The sequence below is a fragment of the Tenacibaculum sp. 1_MG-2023 genome, assembly GCF_030547425.1.
Taxonomy (GTDB): Bacteria; Bacteroidota; Bacteroidia; order Flavobacteriales; family Flavobacteriaceae; genus Polaribacter.
On record NZ_JAUORH010000003.1, the window covers coordinates 215,875 to 237,577 of the forward strand.

The 21,703-nt window shown below is 31.7% G+C and carries 16 protein-coding genes; 9 read left to right on the forward strand and 7 right to left on the reverse strand.

Annotated elements, in window-relative coordinates; all coding sequences use genetic code 11:
- Window positions 1-34 precede the first annotated feature (34 nt).
- Window positions 35-505 carry a Dps family protein gene (locus Q4517_RS03965; protein WP_303506469.1) on the forward strand — a complete coding sequence of 157 codons (471 nt, stop codon included), beginning with the start codon at window positions 35-37 and terminating at the stop codon, window positions 503-505.
- A gap of 84 nt (window positions 506-589) precedes the next feature.
- Here Q4517_RS03965 and Q4517_RS03970 read toward each other — a convergent pair whose 3' ends face one another.
- Window positions 590-1,369: a sulfite exporter TauE/SafE family protein gene (locus Q4517_RS03970; protein ID WP_303506471.1), complete on the reverse strand. Its 780-nt coding sequence runs from the start codon at window positions 1,367-1,369 to the stop codon at window positions 590-592.
- Between the two features lie 46 nt (window positions 1,370-1,415).
- The gene (locus tag Q4517_RS03975) at window positions 1,416-2,336 is read right to left on the reverse strand and encodes an AraC family transcriptional regulator (protein WP_303506473.1); all 921 of its coding nucleotides are present in this window, start codon (window positions 2,334-2,336) and stop codon (window positions 1,416-1,418) included.
- Between the two features lie 202 nt (window positions 2,337-2,538).
- Between Q4517_RS03975 and Q4517_RS03980 the strand changes: the two genes are divergently transcribed.
- The 3 genes from Q4517_RS03980 (at window position 2,539) to acs (ending at window position 6,437) form a co-directional block, all read left to right on the forward strand.
- On the forward strand, window positions 2,539-4,038 hold the full coding sequence (locus Q4517_RS03980; RefSeq protein ID WP_303506475.1) for an aldehyde dehydrogenase family protein: 1,500 nt from the start codon (window positions 2,539-2,541) through the stop codon (window positions 4,036-4,038).
- 58 nt (window positions 4,039-4,096) lie between these two features.
- Window positions 4,097-4,438, forward strand: coding sequence for a DUF779 domain-containing protein (locus tag Q4517_RS03985; RefSeq protein WP_303506477.1), 342 nt, complete (start codon window positions 4,097-4,099; stop codon window positions 4,436-4,438).
- Between the two features lie 91 nt (window positions 4,439-4,529).
- Window positions 4,530-6,437, forward strand: a complete 1,908-nt coding sequence (gene acs, locus Q4517_RS03990; RefSeq protein ID WP_303506479.1) for an acetate--CoA ligase — start codon at window positions 4,530-4,532, stop codon at window positions 6,435-6,437.
- 17 nt (window positions 6,438-6,454) lie between these two features.
- Here the strand turns inward: acs and Q4517_RS03995 are convergent, their stop codons facing one another.
- The 3 genes from Q4517_RS03995 to Q4517_RS04005 form a co-directional block, all read right to left on the reverse strand.
- The gene (locus tag Q4517_RS03995) at window positions 6,455-7,138 is read right to left on the reverse strand and encodes a response regulator (protein WP_303506482.1); all 684 of its coding nucleotides are present in this window, start codon (window positions 7,136-7,138) and stop codon (window positions 6,455-6,457) included.
- Window positions 7,128-8,942: an ATP-binding protein gene (locus tag Q4517_RS04000; RefSeq protein WP_303506484.1), complete on the reverse strand. Its 1,815-nt coding sequence runs from the start codon at window positions 8,940-8,942 to the stop codon at window positions 7,128-7,130. Before Q4517_RS04000 ends, Q4517_RS03995 begins: the two co-directional genes overlap by 11 nt.
- A 272-nt stretch (window positions 8,943-9,214) precedes the next feature.
- Complete coding sequence (locus Q4517_RS04005; protein WP_303506486.1) at window positions 9,215-9,427, reverse strand: hypothetical protein; 213 nt, start codon at window positions 9,425-9,427, stop codon at window positions 9,215-9,217.
- Between the two features lie 1,660 nt (window positions 9,428-11,087).
- Here Q4517_RS04005 and Q4517_RS04010 point away from each other — a divergent pair.
- The 4 genes from Q4517_RS04010 (at window position 11,088) to Q4517_RS04025 (ending at window position 17,006) form a co-directional block, all read left to right on the forward strand.
- Complete coding sequence (locus Q4517_RS04010) at window positions 11,088-12,548, forward strand: alkaline phosphatase PhoX (RefSeq protein WP_303506488.1); 1,461 nt, start codon at window positions 11,088-11,090, stop codon at window positions 12,546-12,548.
- Complete coding sequence (locus tag Q4517_RS04015) at window positions 12,548-14,341, forward strand: cytochrome-c peroxidase (RefSeq protein ID WP_303506490.1); 1,794 nt, start codon at window positions 12,548-12,550, stop codon at window positions 14,339-14,341. Before Q4517_RS04010 ends, Q4517_RS04015 begins: the two co-directional genes overlap by 1 nt.
- A gap of 111 nt (window positions 14,342-14,452) precedes the next feature.
- The gene (locus tag Q4517_RS04020; RefSeq protein ID WP_303506492.1) at window positions 14,453-15,217 is read left to right on the forward strand and encodes a DUF6503 family protein; all 765 of its coding nucleotides are present in this window, start codon (window positions 14,453-14,455) and stop codon (window positions 15,215-15,217) included.
- 127 nt (window positions 15,218-15,344) lie between these two features.
- The gene (locus Q4517_RS04025) at window positions 15,345-17,006 is read left to right on the forward strand and encodes a sodium:solute symporter (protein WP_303506495.1); all 1,662 of its coding nucleotides are present in this window, start codon (window positions 15,345-15,347) and stop codon (window positions 17,004-17,006) included.
- Here the strand turns inward: Q4517_RS04025 and Q4517_RS04030 are convergent.
- Together Q4517_RS04030 and cmk are read right to left on the reverse strand one after the other, a co-directional pair.
- Window positions 17,003-18,490 carry an NAD(P)H-hydrate dehydratase gene (locus Q4517_RS04030; protein WP_303506498.1) on the reverse strand — a complete coding sequence of 496 codons (1,488 nt, stop codon included), beginning with the start codon at window positions 18,488-18,490 and terminating at the stop codon, window positions 17,003-17,005. The two genes, Q4517_RS04025 and Q4517_RS04030, sit on opposite strands and share 4 nt — an antisense overlap.
- An 84-nt stretch (window positions 18,491-18,574) precedes the next feature.
- Window positions 18,575-19,264, reverse strand: coding sequence for a (d)CMP kinase (cmk, locus tag Q4517_RS04035; protein ID WP_303506500.1), 690 nt, complete (start codon window positions 19,262-19,264; stop codon window positions 18,575-18,577).
- 259 nt (window positions 19,265-19,523) lie between these two features.
- Between cmk and Q4517_RS04040 the strand changes: the two genes are divergently transcribed.
- Window positions 19,524-21,701: a gliding motility-associated C-terminal domain-containing protein gene (locus Q4517_RS04040; RefSeq protein WP_303506502.1), complete on the forward strand. Its 2,178-nt coding sequence runs from the start codon at window positions 19,524-19,526 to the stop codon at window positions 21,699-21,701.
- The last annotated feature ends 2 nt before the right edge of the window (window positions 21,702-21,703 follow it).

The window sequence follows — 21,703 nt, forward strand, 5'->3', positions numbered from 1 at the left end:
GTAGAAAAAGTAAAAAACTTAAAATCAAAACAATATGTCAACTACAATTTTAGGATTAGATAAACAAAAAACCGAAAACTTAGTAAATGAGTTAAATACATTACTAGCAAATTTTCAAGTGTATTACCAAAATGCAAGAGGGTTACACTGGAATATTAAAGGGAAAAACTTCTTTGAGTTACATATGAAGTTTGAGGAATTTTATACGGATGCACAAGAAAAAGTAGACTTAATTGCAGAACGTATTTTAACATTACAAGGAACACCTTTACATACTTTTGAGGACTACACTAGTGTATCAAGAGTACCAGTAGGAAAAAATATTTCAAATGATGTTGAAGCGGTAAAGTTAATTATTGACTCACTATCAGAATTATTAAAAATAGAACGTACAATTCTTGATTTGTCTGATAAATCTGAAGATGAAGGAACAAACTCAATGATGAGTGACTTTATTGCAGAACAAGAAAAAACATTGTGGATGATGAATGCTTGGTTAGGCTAAGAAGATAGTTATCTATATTTAGGGGATGAAAGAGCAACGTATTTACGTTGCTTTTTTTATAAAGAATAATGTATGTTATATTAGCTAAAACAAATACTTAATTAAAATCCGAATACTTACAAAGGCAATCAAAATAGCGGTTGCTTTTTTTAGTTGCGTAGAACTAAAGAATTGGTTACTCATTCTGCTACCAATTTGACCGCCAATAAAAACAGTAATTAATAAAATAGAAGTTAAATTCCAATCAATAGAAAACTCAGGATTTGTATATTGACCTATTAAGCCAGATATTGAATTTACCAAAATAAAAAAGCTTGCTGTAGCAGCTATTTTTTTAGGAGTGTCCCAATTGGTTAAATGAAGTAATGGAGCTAAGAAAATACCTCCACCAATTCCAACCATTCCAGAGATAAAACCAATAACTCCGCCATAACTGGCGTTTTTTATCAAGTTCAAATCGGTAGTTTTGTTATTCTTGGTAACTACTTTATTAGAAATCCACATAGTAATAGCAGCAAAAAGTAACGTAAAACCTAACAGGATAAAGAAAAACGTTTGACTTATACGTAAATATCCACCTAAAAAAGCCATGGGAATGCTAAATAACGTAAGCGGAATAACCTTTTTCCAGCTATATTGTTTTTGTTGCATGTACAATAAAACATTCCCTGTAACAACCATTACATTACAAAGTAAAGAAGTAGCTCTTATTTGTGTAAAAAGTAAACCAGTGAGTGCTAAAACGGCTAAGTAACTAGAACCTCCACCAAATCCAACAGAGGAGTATAGAATAGCTACAATAAAAAAAAGTAAAATAATGTACCAGTTAGCACTTAAAACATCTAAGAAAAGAGATATCACCATAGCGAGCAAATGTAACTATAAAAGTTTTTTGAAAAAAGTTGATGATTTACTCTTTTAGAAAAGACTTTTTAAACTGCTGAGGAGTAATCATTTCCATTTTTTTAAACTGTCTGTTAAAATAGCTAATGTTATTAAAACCAGATTTGTAAGCTATTTCAGAGATTCGCAGGTTTTTAGATTGCTTTATAAGTTTTTTAGAAAATTTAATTTTTTCAGAATTTATATAATCAATAGGAGAGATTCCCAAGGTGTTTTTAAACTTTTTATGAAAATGAGATGTACTCATACAAGCCTTCTTAGCTAACAATTCTACAGTAATATCTTTATTTGTGAGGTTGTTTTTTATAAACTTAATAACCATACCAATACGGGTGTCTGTAAGCGTGCCAGAAGGATCATTTAAAATAAAAGCTTTAGCCTTAGTTTGTAATAATCTCACAATAAGTTCTTGAATCATTAAATCAAGAAGAATGTCTTTAGATTTGTTTTGATCGGTAAACGTATGTACCAAACGTCCAACTAAATGATTAATATCCGTATTATGAACAAGGTGAGAAGAAGTTTCGTTTAATTTCCAATTATTGTTTTCGCGCTCTATAGTAACATTGTGATTAAACTTATCTACTATCTCATCAATCTTATCAGAGTCAATACCTAAAGCCAAACATTGAGTGGGATTGTCTTTTTCAGCCAAGGGAAAATCTATAACCATTTCTTTATTAGTTGGCATTACCACAGATTCACCAGGGAAAAAATCAAAAGGTTCCATACCTTCTAAATGCATTACTTTTTTTCCAGTGAGCATACTTGCAATCACAGGAAAATCAAAAGTCAAAGAGACTTGTTCAGCACTTTTATGAGTCTCAAAAATATTTAACTCAGCATATTCAGCATTATACGTAGTTCTGTTCTCTATTAAAGTAGTAAGTTTTCTACTTTCTTTATGTCGACTTAATAAATGGTTCATAAATCAATAGTACAAAAATCTATTTATCCTTTTTTTGAGATAATAGATATGTGTTACAATTTAATAAATACGTTCAATATATTGACTATATGATATTTTAATTTTACAAAAATTACGAAATATTCATTTTTTATACAAGTTGATTGTAGAAGTGTTATTTCGGGTAAATTAGTTTAAGTAAAGAACAAAAATACAAAGTTTTATGAGTTACACGAAACCAAAATTTAAAGACAGCTATGCAAATTTTATTAATGGAAAGTTTGTGTCTCCCTTGGGTGGAGAATATTTTGAAAACAAATCTCCAGTTGATAATAGTATCATAGCAAAATATCCAAGATCACAAAAAGAAGATATAGAATTAGCTTTAGATGCAGCAAATACAGCAAAGGAAAGTTGGGGCAACACATCAGCAGCAGAACGAGCTTCATTGCTAAATAAAGTAGCAGATATAATTGAAGCAAATTTAGAAGAGTTTGCATTAGTAGAAACCTGTGATAATGGAAAACCAATACGAGAAACATTAAATGCTGATGTTCCTTTGGCAGTAGATCATTGGCGCTATTTTGCTGCAGCCATTAGAGCAGAAGAAGGAAGTGCAACAGAGCTTGATCAAAATACTTTATCAATGAACATTAAAGAACCTTTGGGAGTTGTGGGGCAAATTATTCCTTGGAACTTTCCTCTTTTAATGTTATCGTGGAAGTTGCCACCAGCATTAGCTACAGGTAACTGTGTAATATTAAAACCCGCAGAACAAACTCCGTCATCAGCAACATTGTTAATGGAAAAAATAGCCGATGTTTTTCCTCCAGGAGTTATTAATGTAGTTCATGGTTTTGGTCCAGAAGCAGGAAAACCATTGGCATCAAGCCCAAGAATAGATAAAGTAGCATTTACAGGAGAAACTACTACAGGACAGTTAATAATGCAGTATGCTTCTAAAAACTTAAATCCAGTTACGATGGAGTTAGGAGGTAAGTCTCCAAATATCTTCTTTAATAGTGTAATGGATGAAGACGATGCATTTTTAGATAAAGCAATTGAAGGAGCAGTGTTATTTGCTTTTAATCAAGGAGAAGTTTGTACCTGTCCTTCACGCATTTTAGTACAAGAAGACATCTATGATAAGTTTATGGAGCGAGTGGTGGCAAGAACAGAAGCAATTGTACAAAAAAGTCCGTATGATGTAAACACAATGGTAGGAGCACAAGCATCAAATGATCAATATGAAAAAATTCAAGCGTATATTAAAATAGGAAAAGAAGAAGGAGCGAAAGTGCTATGTGGAGGAGAAGCTAATACACTAGAAGGAGAGTTGGCAAATGGATTTTATATTAAACCAACTATTCTAGAAGGACACAATAAGATGCGTGTATTTCAAGAGGAAATTTTTGGGCCTGTAGTGTGTGTGACAAAGTTTAAAGATGAAGCAGAAGCGCTAGAAATAGCAAATGATACCATGTACGGATTAGGAGCAGGAGTGTGGACACGAGATGCACATCAGCTATATCAAATTCCTAGAGCAATTAAAGCAGGGAGAGTTTGGGTAAATTGCTATCATGCTTATCCAGCGCACGCACCATTTGGAGGATATAAAAAATCAGGATTTGGTAGGGAAAACCACTTAATGATGATGGATTACTATCGCCAGACTAAAAACATGTTGATATCGTATGATAAAAACAAGTTAGGGTTCTTTTAGTTGTTTGAAAATACTGGGCTGATATAGGTCTAGTATTTTATAATTTAAAAAATATAATATGCAAAGAGTAGCAATAACAGATGCAGCAAAAGAAATAGTTGAAATACTAAAAAAGCAACATGGCGAATTAATTTTTCATCAAAGTGGAGGGTGTTGTGATGGATCATCACCAATGATTTTTCCTAAAGATGAAATGTATTTAGATGAAAGTGATATTCTGTTAGGAGTGTTAGATGAAGTCCCCTTTTATATGAATAAAGATCAATATGAATATTGGAAGCATACGCACTTAACCATTGATGTAACTGAAGGAAGAGGAGCAAGTTTTTCATTAGAAATTCCTTTAGGAGTTCGTTTCATTACACATTCACGTTTATTGCAACAAGAAGATGAAAGTTAGTATATGTTTTAAGAAGAAGAATTAATAAGTTGATAAACAATTAAAAATGATTTATTTTAGTAGCTTAAGCTAAAATAAAAGAAGTATAAGAATGAGTAACTATCACGTAAAAACATTAGAAGAATATTTTCAAGTATATAGAAAATCAGTAAGAAATCCAGAATTATTTTGGGAAGAAATAGCAGAAGAACACTTTGTTTGGAGAAAAAAATGGAACACCGTTTTAGACTATGATTTTGAGAAAGCTAAATTCAAATGGTTTGAAGGAGCAAAGCTGAACATTACAGAAAATTGTATTGATCGTCATTTACATATCAGAGGAGATAAAACTGCTATTTTATTTGAGCCTAATAATCCTAAAGAAGAGGCTCAACATATCTCTTACAAAGAACTGCACAAACGTGTTTGTAAGTTTGCTAATGTTTTAAAAGACCACGGAATTAAGAAAGGAGATAGAGTTTGTATTTACTTACCAATGATTCCAGAATTAGCTATTTCGGTTTTAGCTTGCGCACGAATCGGAGCAGTACACTCAGTTGTTTTTGCAGGATTTTCATCAACAGCATTAGCAACGAGAATTAATGATTGCGAAGCAAAAATGGTAATTACTTCAGATGGTTCTTACAGAGGGACAAAAACTATTGATTTAAAGAGTATTGTAGATGAAGCATTAGAAGGTTGTTCTACTATAGAAAATGTATTAGTTGTTAAAAGAATTAATTCAGATATTCAATTAAAAGAAGGACGAGATAAGTGGTTAGCACCTTTATTAGAAGAAGCTTATCAAGATTGTGTTCCAGAGATTATGGATGCTGAAGATCCATTATTCATTTTATACACTTCTGGTTCAACAGGAAGTCCAAAAGGGATGTTACATACTACAGCGGGTTACATGGTGTACACAGCATATACGTTTAAAAATGTATTTAATTATAAAGAAAATGATGTGTATTGGTGTACCGCAGATATTGGTTGGATTACAGGACATAGTTATATTGTGTATGGTCCGTTAGCAAACGGAGCAACAACTGTAATGTTTGAAGGTGTTCCTAGCTATCCAGATTTCGGTCGTTTTTGGGAAATTGTAGAGAAGCACAATATAAATCAATTTTATACAGCGCCTACAGCAATTAGAGCGTTAGCAAAAGAGAACTTAGAATTTGTTGATAGCCATAATCTTTCATCCGTAAAAGTGTTAGGAACGGTAGGAGAGCCTATAAATGAAGAAGCATGGCACTGGTATAATGATAATGTAGGAAAAAAGAAAAGTCCAATTGTAGATACTTGGTGGCAAACAGAAACTGGCGGGATCATGATTTCTCCTTTACCTTATATCACTCCAACAAAACCAACTTACGCAACATTGCCTTTACCAGGAATTCAAATAGCGTTGATGGACGAAAATGGAAAAGAAGTAAAAGGAAATCAGGTTGATGGAAGATTATGTATAAAATATCCTTGGCCATCTATGGCAAGAACTATTTGGGGGAATCATCAGCGTTATAAAGAAACATATTTCTCTGCATTTGATGCTATGTATTTTACAGGTGATGGAGCACTTCGTGATGAGGTAGGCTATTACCGAATTACAGGTAGGGTAGATGATGTAATTATTGTTTCAGGGCACAATTTAGGAACTGCACCTATAGAAGATGCCGTTAATGAGCATCCTGCAGTTGCTGAAAGTGCTATAGTTGGTTTTCCACACGAAGTAAAAGGAAACGCTTTATATGGTTATGTGATTTTGAAAGAAACAGGAGAGGTAAGAAATCAAGATAACTTACGTAAAGAGATAAATCAAATTATTACGGAGCATATCGGTCCGATAGCGAAGTTAGATAAAATTCAGTTCACGGCAGGACTGCCTAAAACACGCTCAGGAAAAATTATGCGTCGTATTCTTCGAAAAATTGCACATAATGAATTAGATAATTTAGGAGATGTTTCTACACTCTTAAATCCTGAAGTGGTACAGAGTATAATTGATAACAAATTATAAAATAAAGAAAAGGGTTCTTATAAGAACCCTTTTTCTTTTGCTATTAAAATCAAATCACGATCATCAGAATTATCAACCTCAAATATTTTAGCCATTTGTCGTTTTCTTTTTTGTACAGCAGCTAATGATAAGGGTAGGATGTTGGGTAGTTTATTTACACGATTACCAATAGATAATTCATATAAAATCTTTCGATCTAAATCATCTAAAAAATACTCATTGGATACTTGGCTTCTAAGCATTTTCATTACCGTTTTACTGTAGTAAGGAGGGTCGTTAAGTACTTCTTCAATAGCATGAACTAACTCTACCGGGGTAATGTCATTTTTAACTAAGAAACCATCGGGGTTTACGTTTTTTAAAATACTATGTACTCGATAATTATCGTTAAAAGTAGTGGAGATAATAATTTTAGACTCAGGTAGTTTTTCGTTTATAATCAAGCCTAAATCTTCACCAGATAAAATGCCTTTTTCTTCCATAGGAGGGAGGCTAATATCTAAAAAAATAATATCAATAGATCGGTTAGAAGAAGAATACGTTTCTATAATTTCATCGGCAGCACCACAGTTATTTGCTATTTGAATATGAAAAGAAATATTTTCATTTTGACTTTCAATATAAGCGAAAGCACTTTTGTAGGCTTCTGATATTAAAGGGTGATCGTCAATTATTAAAGCATTATACTTTTTACTTTCCATTTTTAGTATTAAAAGGGGTTATAATAACAAGTGTAGTTCCTTGGTTTTCTTTAGAGATAAATTCCAAAGTACCACCTAGTTTTTGTACCCTTGCTGTAATATTTTTTATTCCAATTCCCTTTTTCTTTTTCTCGGCATTAAAACCAATTCCGTCATCTTTTAACGAAATAATGAGCTCTTCTTTCTTAAAAGAAGCGTCTAAGGTAACATTTTTTGCCTTAGCATGCTTTATAATATTTTGTAAAGCTTCTTGAATAATGCGGTATACGTTAGCTTTGGTAACCTCGTTAATTTCGTTCCATGGAATGGTTTTATCAAAGTTAAACTTATAAGAAAAATTACCAATAGTACTTCTATCTTTTAAAAGTTGTGTTAAGATAGATGTAAAGTTAATATTTGAACTATCAAAATTATCGCTTAACCTGTGGGAAACATCTCTAATTTCTTTTTCTATCTCTTGTAACTCATCTAAAAAAGCTTGGTGTTTTTCTTGAGTTTCGGGTTTCATTTGCATAGCTAAAAAACCAAGGTTTACCCGAGTACCGAAAAGTTTTCCTAAAACACCATCATGAAGTTCTGCTGAAATACGATTACGTTCGTTAACACGTTCTTCTTCTAATTTAGCTTGCTGTTGTAGTGTTAGTACATATACTTCTTCATTCGCTTTTTGTTGTTCCGCTTCTAGTTTTAATTTTTCATTTTTTACTTTTTGTACACGTAAAAAATATAGTAAGCTAAGAACTAATAAACCAGCGAAACTAGTTACTAGAATCCATACACGTTGTTGACTTAACCGCTCGGTTTCTTCAATGTATTCATCTGTTTCAAACTCAATTCGTGTAAACTTATTTTGTATTCTTCGTTCAGCACTAATTAAGCTGTCGTTAAACACAATGTAGCGATCTAAGTATTTTTTAGAATTTTGTTTGTCTAAGTTGGCGAGTTGTTGTAAAGTAGTTAAATAATCTCCTCCATTTTTTAACTCTTTAGCTAATAAATTAGCTTCTTTAGCATATTGCAGCGCCTTAGTGGTGTCTTTGGTGTGTTTATAATAATCTGAAATATGGATTTTTGAAGTTAAAATATCAGTTTTATCACCTAGGCTATCTCTTATAGTCAAAGCTTTAAAGAAATCCTTCTTAATATTAGAAGTGTCATTAATTAAAAGTTTACAATGAGCTCTATTACTAAGTGCTCTTACCTTATTGGTAATATTAATACTTTTCTTTAAGTCAATATTATAATATTTTAAAGCAGATTTATAATTTTCCTTTATTTTGTGTATATTGGCGATGTTATTATAGGTACCTAAATAAACATTTTCTTTGTTTTTTAACTTAGAAAGGTATTCAAGTGATTTATTATAATAAAATAAAGCCTTATCATACTCTCTGATATCAGCTTGCAGTAAAGCAAGTTGATTGTAAGAAAAGTAAAGGTTTTTATTTTTGTTTAAATTCTTAAAAATTTCAATGGCTTTTATAATAGATATTTCACTGCCATAAAAGTCTCTGTATCTACCCTTGATATGAGCCATTCCGTATAGCATCTTTCCTCTTTCATATTTAAAACCTCCTTTATCAAAAGCTTCATAACCTTTATTGAAATGATAATAAGCTTTAGGGTAATCTTGTTTTCTTACATAATACGTAGCAAAATTCCAATAAGCATCACCTAAAGCATAATAGTCTTTTTGAGTCTGGGAGATCTCTATAGCTTTATGATTTACTTTTTTAAATAAAGAAGTATCTTTTAGTTTATAATATTCATAAGCAATAGAACTTAAATCTAGAGATCTTTTCAAGTTGTTGTTTAAAATATATTGATATGATTTAAAAAGTAGGTTTTTTCTATTATCAATATCTAGTTTTTTATTTTTTGATTTATTAATCCAAATATTAATACTATCCCTTTGAATAAGAGAAGTATTTAAGTTGTAGCCAAAACAATTTTTAGAGAATATAATAAACAAAAAAAATAGAGTACTTTTTTTTACCATCTTAATTTTATGTAGAAAAGCAAATCTAAAAAAAAAAGCCTTTAACTCTTGTTAAAGGCTTGGTTTATTAATAAAGGTTAGTTTCCTTTACCGCCATCATTACCGCTACCATCACTACCACCTGTATCTCCGTCTACGGGAGGGTAGATAGGTTCATCTACATTGATAGAATTAACTAATTCTGTTTGGTTAACAGTGTTGTTTGGTACAATATCTTCTGTTAAGTCTGTACAACTTGTAGTTAACAAAAATAACGTGCTTATTAGTAGTGTAAATTTTAAAGTTCTCATAATTTCAATTTTTAAATTTTGACAATAGTTTTCCTAGCCGCATGTGCAGCTCGTATAGCATCGAAATAAATTTTCGTGTGTATTACTTCATTTTAAAAATGAGGCAATAGTCATCTAACCCAAGTGTTTGGGTAGTAGGTAGAATTAAATTGATTGAAACATCAATTCATGAAGATGCGTTACTACTAAGGCCTATTGAGTACAACAGACTTCAGGGAATTCTACTTTGTCATAAAGGAAGCGTTTGCAATTTTGAGGTGAACGCTAGTTGATGTTGATTCTAAAATAGTGACATCATTATAAATAATGAATGTAATTTTAGTAAGCGTTCTTGTTGAATGAGTAAACGTCCTTTTTCATTTAGTATGTGCAATTTTAATGTTTTCATAGCATTTATTTTGTCTCCTTAATATAGTGAAAAAAAACGAATTATACAAGTTTTAACTTGTTGAAAATGTGTTTTTAATAAAAAAAAGCGTCTTTTTTAAAAAGACGCTTTTGTGTTGTATATAAGTGTAGAATAATTGCTAATTCCTCATTAAATATTTTGCTCCACAATAAACATCCTTGTCTTTTTTTGCTCTGTAACCAGCTCCTTTTCTGTAAGCTAAGCTGATACTTCTGTTTATGTTAGTTAATACCATCGTTTTAAATTTTTATTTATTAATAATACCAATTAAGTATATCTTAATAAGTATGGTACAAATATACGAAATTTTTACAATAAAACAAGTGTTTTTTTAATTTAAATTACTGTAAATCAGTTAATTATGTTGTTTTTAGAGTAAAAGAGGGCTGTCCGGATAATATCCAGATAACTAGTAGTTTTTTAACGTTTTGTACGTTAGTAGCTTAGAGTTCAATTAAGAGTTTTTAGTATGTTTTAAATTAAAATTTCATTTTTCAAAAAAAAAATATAAAAAAAGCGTCCAAAATTAATTGGACGCTTTGTATATCATTAGTTTTTATAATCAAATCATATTTGAGTTTTCATTATAATTAACATACAACGTCCTGTTTCGAAAGATTCCTTCATCAGGATTCCCACGAAAACTACATGTTAAGCTTACAAGCTCTTGTGCTATATGTAAATTCATTTTTTTCATAAAAAACAAATATATAAAATTTTAAATAATTTCTGTTTTAACGAAATTTTTGGCTTTTGAAGTCTTTTTTACCTCATTTTGGTGAAAAAGTAAGTCAGTGACTTACTAAAAGTAAGTCACTGACTTACCAAAAATAAAATTAGACGGTTTATTTTTGTCTCGGTTAAAATTTAGACCTTCAATAAGGTTAAGATATAAAATGGGGAATTATATCACGTCGTAGGGAAAGTTCTATGAAGAAAAAGAAAAACAAAATGATTTTACTCTAACCAAAGTAAAATATTCAAACTGAGAGTGCCTTTTAAGGCGCTCTTTTTTATTAGAAAAAAAGCTATATAGTCAGAAGATAAAACGAGTTAAGTAAGTTAATAAATAGTTAAGTGTTATATTTTAATAACAAGTGTTTAGAGGGAGGAATAAAAATAGATATTTAAAGTTGTTTAAGTTTAGTTAAAGTTGGTAACCTTTTAGTGAGTTAGATTTAAACTACAGCTAAGAACATCTTAAAGTAAGTGTTGTTGATTTGCGGGTATAAAACAAAAATTAACAGAATAATGAAAAACTTACTTAAATTAGGGCTCTTAGGTGTTTGTAGCGCAATAGCTTTAACATCGTGTGACTCTGATAGTACACCTAACCATGGAGATTCAATAGAATTAAAAGCACATTCTAAAACTCCCAACTTCTTAAAATTAGAATCAGAGTTTTCTGGAGTAAACATTTTTCCTTTATTGTCTTCTGAAGATAAGTTAGAAGATACACCAAACTTTGTGTATGGTTCTATGGCTGATGGTGCTGGATTAATGAGAAATTCAGATGGAACTTATACTTTAATTAATAATATTGAGGCAGATTATTCAATTGCTCGTATTAAATTAGATAAAACTTTTAAGCCTGTACATGGTGAATATATTTTAAATGCAAATGCTACAGCTAGTACAGCACAGTGTTCAGGTTCATTAATTACAGAGGCAGAACATGGCTTTGGCCCATTATATTTATCTGGTGGAGAATGGGGAGGAGCTTCTAAAGGAGTTTTCGCAACAGATCCTTCAAAAAATGCTTCAGCAGCAAGTTCACCAAGAATGTTAACAGCTATGGGACAATGGTCTACAGAAAATGCAGTAGCAATTGGTAAAGATGCATACGCAGATAAAACCGTTGTATTTATTGGAGATGATCATTCAGATAATGAAGTTCCTTCAGGTCAATTAGGAATGTATGTAGGTGATAGAGGAGATTTAGAAGGTGGTAAATTATACGGATTAAAAGTGACTGATGAAGGTATTACGTATGAGGTAGATATGAAAGAGGGTGCAACTTATAACGCTTCTTTTGTTGAGTTAACTGAAAAGAATATCGATTTATTAGATGCTGAAGCTAAAGAAAAAGGAGTGATGGGATTCTCTCGTTTAGAAGATATTGATTGGAGAAGAGGTTCTGCTAAAAATAACCGTGAAATCTATTTTTGTGTTACGGGTCGTAAAAAAGACGGTTTAGTGGGGAAAGGAAGTATTTACGGACGTGTATATAAAGTAGAGTTAAATGAAAATGATCCTACTGGAGCAGCAAAAATTACATGTGTATTAGATGGTGATAAGTTAGATGGTAAGGCAAGTGCTTTTCATAGTCCAGATAATATCGTAGTAACAGAAAACTACGCGTATATTCAAGAAGATCCAAATGGATATTTTGATGGTGAAAAGAACCACGCTGCAAGTTTGTATCAATATAATTTAAAAACAGAAGAGTTAAAGAAGGTATTAGAGTGCGATCAGGTTGCAGCTTCTGCTCAAGGTTACGGACGTTCTTTTCAAGAAAAAGCATGGGAGATTACAGGTATGATTGATATTTCTAAAACTATTGGAGTAAGTAATACTTTTTTGTTAATTACTCAAAACCACGGATGGGTTCCTGCTGATGGTGGAGCTTTTACAGATCCTTTAGCAAATGATGCAGCTGAAACTTCTAAAGAAGGAAGTCAATTATACATTGTTCAAGGATTGGATAGATAATGAAAAACAATTTTCAAAAAATAAAAAAGGCACATGTTATTATGTGTCTTTTTCTGGTGTCTATAATTAGTTGTAAACAAGAAAAAGCAACAAGCTATTCAAAGCTAGATAATCGAGCTTTAGTAGCTAAAGTTCAGGAATACTATTCAAAACATCTTGACAGCTGTATTTCAGATTTAGAAGAAATTAATGCTGTTGATGAGGCTTCAGAAAAATTGAAAAAATACAAATTAGCAAGAAAAGAGTTTAAGTTAATTGAACCAATATTGGCCTTTGTTGATAAAGAAAATTATAAGAGTTTAAATGCTCCGAATATTTTAAAGGTAGAAGAAGAAGATGCAACAGATATTAAAATAAGAAATCCTTTCGGGTTTCAAGTTATAGAAGAATTATTATATGAGGATAAGGTTGATACTATTGAGGTTGATAACATAGTAAAAGCAACTACAAATAGGCTTAAATTAATAGCTGAAAATAATACACTGTATTTTAAAAAACATCATATTTTATGGTTGCTACGAGATCAAATAACACGCATAGCTTTGGTAGGAATTACAGGTTTTGACTCACCAGTATTAGAACAATCATTAATAGAGGCTAAAACAAATTATGAAACTTTACTGTTTATTATAGATGTATATAAAAAGGAATTTTCAAAAGATAATTTATATGTTGATTTTGTAAACGAATTGCAGATGGCTCAAAAAGTATTGCAAAAAGGCAATTTTGAGTCGTTTAATCGTTATAATTTTATTAAAAATTATGCGCATAAACAATTAGAGCTGTTGGTAAAAACCTCAGAAGATTGGAAAGTAGAATTTCCATTAACTATGGCGTTCAATAATAACATCACTTCATTATTTTCTAAAGAAACATTTAATGTTGATTTTTTTAATGACTATCATCAGTTAGAAAAGGCGATGTCTAATGAAAAAATAGCGTTAGGAAGAAAGTTGTTTAATGATAAAAACTTATCTAAAGATGGAGTGATGAGCTGTGCTACTTGTCATATTAAAGACAAGGCTTTTACTGATGGATTAGCAACGTTTCCGAAGCAAAAAAGAAATACTCCAACATTGCTATATGCTGCTTATCAACAAACTTTTTTTCATGATGGAAGAGCGGGAAGTTTAGAGGGGCAAATTGTTGGAGTGGTGGAAAACAAAAATGAGTTTCATACCAGCTTAGAATATTTGACGGAAACTGTAAAAAATGACAGTGTATATACAAAGTCTTTTACTGATTTATATGGAAAAATAACTGATTTCAATATCAGAAATGCAATAGCGAACTACATCAGAAGTTTAGGTGATTTTAATTCTAAATTTGATAAGAATATCAACAATAAAGAAAATAATTTAACAACTTCTGAAGTTAATGGGTTTAATCTTTTTATGGGGAAAGCAAAATGCGCAACATGTCACTTTCCACCAGTGTTTAACGGAACAGTTCCACCTAATTTTACGGAAACAGAAGTAGAATCTATTGGAGTTCCAAATATGAAAGAAACTGAGTTAGATGATGATTTAGGAGCTTATGATATATTTAAAACTGAAGAACGAAAATACTTTTTCAAAACTTCTACCGTTCGTAATATATCCAAAACGGCTCCCTATATGCATAATGGGGTATATGAAACTTTAGAGCAAGTAATTGATTTTTATAATAAAGGTGGAGGAGAAGGATTAGGGTATGAAGTGCCAAATCAAACCTTACCGTCAGATAAATTGAATTTGTCAGAAAAAGAAATTGAAGACCTAATAGCTTTTATGGAGAGCCTAACGGATGAATAATTCATTCAATTTTTATAGTTAACATAAAACTCTCTGAATGTATTTTTAGAGAGTTTTTTATTTTTACTGTAATTTTTAGTGGCAGTTTCGACCAATTAAAACAAACCAATTATGATGAAAAAAATACTAGTACTAATAACCATAGCTCTTTTTTCAATAGCCTGTAAAAAAGAAGTTAAAAAGGAAACAATTAAAAAAGAAGAGGTATCAACGTTAAAATATCCGAAAGCATTAGAAGAAGTTCTTGAAAAGCACGGAGGAATAGCACAATGGAAAAAAAAGAAAACATTGTCATTCACATTAAAAAATGAAGAACATACTACAGATTTACATTCAAGAAAAATAGTAGTGAATTCTCCAAAGTATTCTTTAGGGTTTAATGGAAAAGAAGTGTGGCTACAACAACAAGACTCAACAGCGTTTAAAGGAAACCCTGAGTTTTATTATAACCTATATTTTTATTTTTACGCAATGCCTTTTGTGTTAGCTGATGACGGAATTGTATATTCAGAAACAGAATCCTTAACTTTTGAAGGAATAACATACCCAGGAATAAAAATTTCATATAAAGCCAACGTAGGAACTTCACCAGATGATAATTATTTTATATTTTACCATCCAGAAACAAAACAAATGGCATGGTTAGGGTATACGGTAACCTTTTTTAGTAAAGAACCAGCAGATGCGTACAAAATTATAAGATACAACGATTGGGAAAATGTTAACGGTTTGTTGTTACCAAAATCCATAACTTGGTATGCTAAAGATGAAAAAGGGCAACCAACAAAACCAGCAAAAGAACCAATTCAGTTTAAAATGCCTTTGTTAAATGAAGCATCATTAGCCAATAGTTTCTACGAAAAACCAAAACAATAATTAACTAAAAAAATAAAGTATGGATAAAAAGTATGTATGGAAAAAAGAGTATACGTTAGTCTTGGTGGCTAATTTAGTATACATCGTATTATTTTACATAATTACAAACATATATACAAAATAAATCATGCAACTAATAGATTGGATTGTTCTTTCGGTAACGTTATTGTTTATTGTTTTATACGGAGCTTGGAAAACCAGAGGGAGTAAAAATGTTGAAGATTATATAAAAGGAGGAAACCAAAGTAAGTGGTGGACGATTGGTTTGTCTGTTATGGCAACACAAGCCAGTGCCATTACTTTTTTATCTACTCCAGGACAAGCATTTCATAGTGGAATGGGCTTTGTACAGTTTTACTTCGGTTTACCAATAGCGATGGTAATTATTTGCTTGGTATTTATCCCTATTTACCACCGATTAAAAGTTTACACAGCTTACGAATATTTAGAAGGAAGGTTCGATCAAAAAACGAGAACCTTAACTGCAATTCTGTTTTTAATTCAACGCGGATTAGCAGCAGGAATCACCATTTTTGCACCCGCTATTATTTTGTCAGCAGTTTTAGGGTGGGATTTAGTTACGCTAAACATTATTATAGGTGTTTTGGTAATTGTTTATACCGTTTCAGGAGGAACCAAAGCGGTGAGTGTTACACAAAAACAACAAATGGCAGTAATTTTTGCAGGAATGTTTGTAGCTTTTTATTTGATATTACAATACTTACCTGATGATATTACATTTACAAAAGCATTAGAAATTGCAGGAGCTTCTGATAAAATGCAAGTACTCGATTTTTCTTGGGATTTAAATAACCGTTATACGGTTTGGACAGGTGTTTTAGGAGGAACATTTTTAATGTTATCGTATTTTGGAACAGACCAAAGCCAAGTACAGCGTTATTTATCAGGGAAATCATTAAGAGAAAGTCAATTAGGATTGATTTTTAATGGGCTGTTAAAAGTACCGATGCAATTTTTTATTCTGTTAGTAGGAGTGATGGTGTTTGTGTTTTATCAGTTTAATCCGTCACCGTTAAATTTTAACCCAAAAGCAGGAGAAGCAATAGCAAATTCTAACCTCGAAACGATTGAAAAATATGTTGAACTAGATGAGCAACATCGATTTATCGAAGAACGAAAAAAAGCATTGATTTTTGAAGGGTTAACTCCTGAAAATGTCACCAAAATTCAAGAGTTTAATGAACAAGATAAGGTGCTAAAGGAAGAAGCAAAAACAATTATTTCAAAAGCAGACCCACTGGTAGAGACAAACGATAAAGATTATGTGTTTATCCACTTTATTCTGAATAATTTACCCAAAGGATTAATAGGTTTGTTGTTAGCAGTAATTTTATCTGCAGCCATGTCTTCTACAGCTTCTGAGTTAAATGCCTTAGCAGGTACTACAGTGATTGATTTATATAAACGAAACTCAACCAAAGAACACAACGAAGAGCACTATGTGAAAATGTCGAAATGGTTTACGCTAGGTTGGGGTATTTTGGCAATTTCAGTTGCCTGTGTAGCCAATTTATTTGATAACCTAATTCAGTTGGTAAATATTATTGGTTCTATTTTTTACGGAAATGTGTTGGGGATATTTTTATTAGCTTTTTTTATAAAATTTGTTAGAGGAAATGCAGTATTTATTGCAGCAATTATTACGCAACTATTAATTATTGCAGTTTGGTATATTGATTGGTTACCATACCTGTGGTTAAACGCTTTGGGTTGTGGATTGGTAATGTTGTTAGCAATACTAATTCAATCATTTTCTAAAGAAAATTAACTTTTTTCTATTCGTAAAAAATCAATAATATCAGAAGCAATTAACGCATTGTATCCTTTTTTACAAGTGGCTTCATCACCTGCTTTCCCGTGGAAAAATACACCTAATAAAGCGGCATGTAACGGAGGGTAATTTTGTGCAAGTAATCCAGTTATAACCCCTGTGAGTACATCACCGCTACCACCTGTTGCCATTCCTTGGTTTCCAGAAGTGTTGAAGTATAAATTTCCTTCAGGAGAAGAAATCACAGTATATGCGTTTTTTAAAACCACGATGCATTGATATTTAGCAGAAAACTCAAGTTGTTTTTGTAAACGTTCCGTTGAGGTGTCAGATTTTCCAACCAATCTATCAAACTCTTTAATATGTGGAGTTAAGACAGAGTTTTTAGGAAGTAACGATTTTAATTCTTCGTTTTGAGCAATAATATTGATAGCATCGGCATCTATTACTAACGGGCTATTACTTTTCGATACTAATTTTTTTACAAGTTGTGTCGTTTTTTCGTTAACACCTATTCCAGGACCTATCGCGAGAATGTCGTATTTGGAAATTTCTGGGAGTTGGGTCACGAATTCTTCATTCTCATCGGTTAGGCACATTGCTTCTGGAATGGAAGATTGTATAATTTGATACCCGCACTTAGGTATATAACTAGTTAACAGGCCAGCACCACTTCGTAAGCAAGCTTTAGAAGATAGAACCGCAGCTCCCATTTTTCCGTAGGAACCAGCAATTAATAATGCATGTCCGTAACTTCCTTTGTGAGACTGACGAGGTCTGGGCGTTAAAATATCAGCAATTTTTTCGTTTAGAATGTAATAGTTGCTCTCTTGTTGCTGAATAAAATCTTCATCCAAACCAATAGCGACTGTTTTCCAATTTTTTATATGGTTTCCATTTTCAGGAAAAAAGAAAGAAAGCTTTGGTCGTTGAAAACTTACTACTAGGTCTGCTTGTACAACAGTATCGGAATCAGGTAACTTATCGCAATACAATCCAGAAGGAACATCAACAGCATACACAGTTTTTTTAGCCTTATTAATGCTTTCAACAACATGTTTTATAAAACCAGTAATTGGTCTGGAAAGGCCAAAACCAAAAATAGCATCAATAATCACGTCGTACTCAGAAAAGTCAGGAACTTCACTAGTTGATTTTATGCTAATAGTATCGTCAAGTTTTTGGAAATTAATATCACAATCTGGGCTAAGTGTATCTTTAAATTGAACTAAAAAAGGTTGTACAGTATATTTTTTACTTCTTAAAATTCTGGTAATAGCAAATCCGTCACCACCATTATTACCAGCACCACTAACAATAGCAATTTTTAAAGAGTGATCCAATAAGGGTTCAATAGCTTTTACAAACGCTAAAGATGCTTGTCCCATTAAAGCAAAAGAAGTAATTTCTTTTTTAGAAATAGTATGTTCGTCAGCTTTTCGTATTTGAGTAATATTGATTATTTTTTGAAGATTTTCCATGTAAGAAATTTACAACTTTACATAAAAAAAACAAAAAAAAACTAGAAGAACTTTAGGGAATATAACGATGGTTGGAGTTTGTTCTTACTGAACTTTAAGATTAACCAAACTCATAATACGTTCAAACTGTTCTTTAAGCCCCATATCAGAATTGTCAAATTCAATAGCATCATCAGCTATAATTAGAGGAGAATCTTTTCGGGTAGAGTCTATACGGTCACGCTCTTGTACATTGTGTAATATTTCTTCGTAGTTTACTTTATCACCACGATCTAGCAATTCTTTATATCGGCGGGTTGCGCGTTTGTCCGCAGAAGCAGTCATAAATAATTTTAGTTCAGCATTAGGAAAAACCACGGTTCCAATATCACGACCATCCATAACAATACCTTTGTTTTTACCCATTTCCTGCTGCTCACGAACTAACTTTTTTCTAATTTCAGAAACTTCAGCAACTTTGCTTACCAATTTAGAAACTTCAATACTTCTAATTTCTTTTTCAACATTGATTCCGTTTAAAAACATTTCAGCAAAACCAAGTTTTTCATTAAAAGTAAAAGACAGAGAAATGTTAGGTAAATCAGCAACTAAACCTTCTGAATTAAAATGATTTTCAGAAATATAATTATGTTGCATGGCATACAAAGTAACAGCTCTATACATGGCACCAGTATCAACATAAATATAACTTAGCTCTTTAGCTAATTGTTTAGCAATAGTACTCTTTCCTGTAGATGAAAAACCGTCAATGGCTATGGTGATTTTCTTAGTCATGATTCAAAAAAATGGATAACAAATATACGGTGGATTTTTAATATAATGAGGTTACTTTTTTATAGTTAGGTTTAAGATTGTTAAGTTGCTTTTTAAAAGTTTGTTATATAGTGTCTTATTAATAGTTTTTTAGTGTTTATAAACTTTAGTTGTAGGTTACATATAGATTTTATATATTTCGGCGTTAAATTTTGTTAATTTTAATGCCGTTTTTGTTAAGAAAAACTATAAATTTGACACCCCTTAAAGGATCCCTTAAATGAAAAACTACACTAAAAGCATTTTATTACTTTTAGCGACACTTCTGTTTTGTGCAACAAGTGCTGTATCTCAGACGCTACTTAAGCCCGAGGTTCAGTCTGGTGTTGTTTGTCTTAATGGGAGTCAAACAGTTACATTTAAAGTAACAACTCTACCTGATTCTGGTAATACCTATACCATTGAATTATCAGATAAAGATGGTAATTGGGGGAGCCCAACAAACGTATTAACATTTACCAATGCGAATAATCTTTATACTTTTACCAGAAGTTTTGGATTACCAGATAATACTTATGGTGCGAATTATAAAGTGAGATTGAGAGCTTCTTCAGTATCTTCATCAGAGGAAACAAGCCCAGACTCAGATTCTTTTGAAGCGTATAAATATGATTCAGATTTAGTATTAAATAATTATGAAGACGTTATACTTTGTGATAGCGGGTCTGCTGAACTTACACTAAATACTGATAAGGATGCTGATTATCAGTGGTATAAAGATGATGTGCTATTTATCACTACAACAGAGCCTAAACTAGAGGTTACTGAGTCAGGAAAGTATCAGGTAAAAATTAATAATGGAAAATGTGGTAGTGTAACTTCAACAATATCTTCTGTAATTATCTTAGATAATACAGCTAAACAAATAAAAGGGCCATCAACTGTAGAAATATGTGGGGATGAGTCACATACTTTTGAAGCTAACACAAATCGTTCTGGTTTAACTTATAACTGGTACTTAGATGGTAGTTTAGTTCAATCATCTAATTCTTCAACGTATACAACACCAACAACAGGGCAGTTTGGAACGTATTATTTAGAAATTGAAACAGGAACCTGTACTACTAAGTCTAATAATGTTACATTACAGCAACAAACAGCAGCAGGTTTTACAGTAACGAATGTTGGAGCTTTAGAGAGAATTATTTTATTTGGAGAAAAAAAAGAATTGTGTATTACACACGATGCTGACCCCTCAGAAGTTACTATAGAATGGTATAGAGATGATGTAACTATGGGAACTGCTGTAAGGAATCAGCTATGCATAGATGCAGCTACAGCAGGAGTGTATTATGCAAGAGTAACAAAGAGTACAGGTTCAGCTTGTGATGATATAGTTGATTCTGAAAAGTTTACACTATTAAACGTAACATCATTTGAACCAATAATAAGAACAGAAACTGATTATGAAGAATGTAACACAACAAGTACAAAGTTAAGTATAGTTGGGATTATGGCTGAAGCAGAGGATGGAAATGATTATGATTTAACATCAGATCAAATAGCTTTGTTGAGTTTTGAATGGTATAAAGATAATGTAACAACAGGAGGAACAGCAAATGAATACATAGTAAATTCATTTACAGACAATGGAGTATATACATTAAAAGCAAGTTTTAACGGTACAGAAGGAATATCTAATGAATTAGATATTAAGTTAGCTGAAGTGCCTGAAATAAGCAGTACATCAACTTCAAATTCACTATGTACTGGGTCTTCTATAACTTATACAATAAATAATGTAGTAGCAGGTTATACGTATCAATGGATTAAAGATGGTACGGATGATGTTACTCCAACAGATCCTCAAACATTGGTGGTGACAGAAGTAGGAGAATATGTGTTGAAATATTCAGGTTTTGGTTGTGATAATGAACTAGACCCAATAAATGTAGTGATGTTTGATGATTCTGCAGTAACTATTACTCCTTCTGAGATTGTAGTAATGGAAGAAGGAAGCTCAGCAACCATAACAGTGGCAGGAGGAGAATCGTATGAATGGTACGAAGGAGAAAATACCTCAGGAGCCTTGTTATCAACAACAGAAGAACTAACAGTAACTACTTTGGGGTTTTACACAGTATCTGTTAAAGTAGGGGCCTGTTCAGTAACAAGAACGGTAGAAGTTGTAGAACCAGATGGACAAATAATAGTACCTAATATTGTATCGCCAAATCAAGATGGAGCTAATGATACTTGGAAATTGTCAAACTCTTATGCATACCAACCTAATGTAGAAGTTATTTTGTACAATTCAGGCGGAAAAGAAATTCTAAAAACAACCGATTATAAAAATGATTGGCCTATGGAGAGTCTTGGCAATCAGAAGATATTTTACTATAAGATTATTAAAGACGATAAATTGATAAAAGCAGGAACTATATCGGTAATAGATTAAAT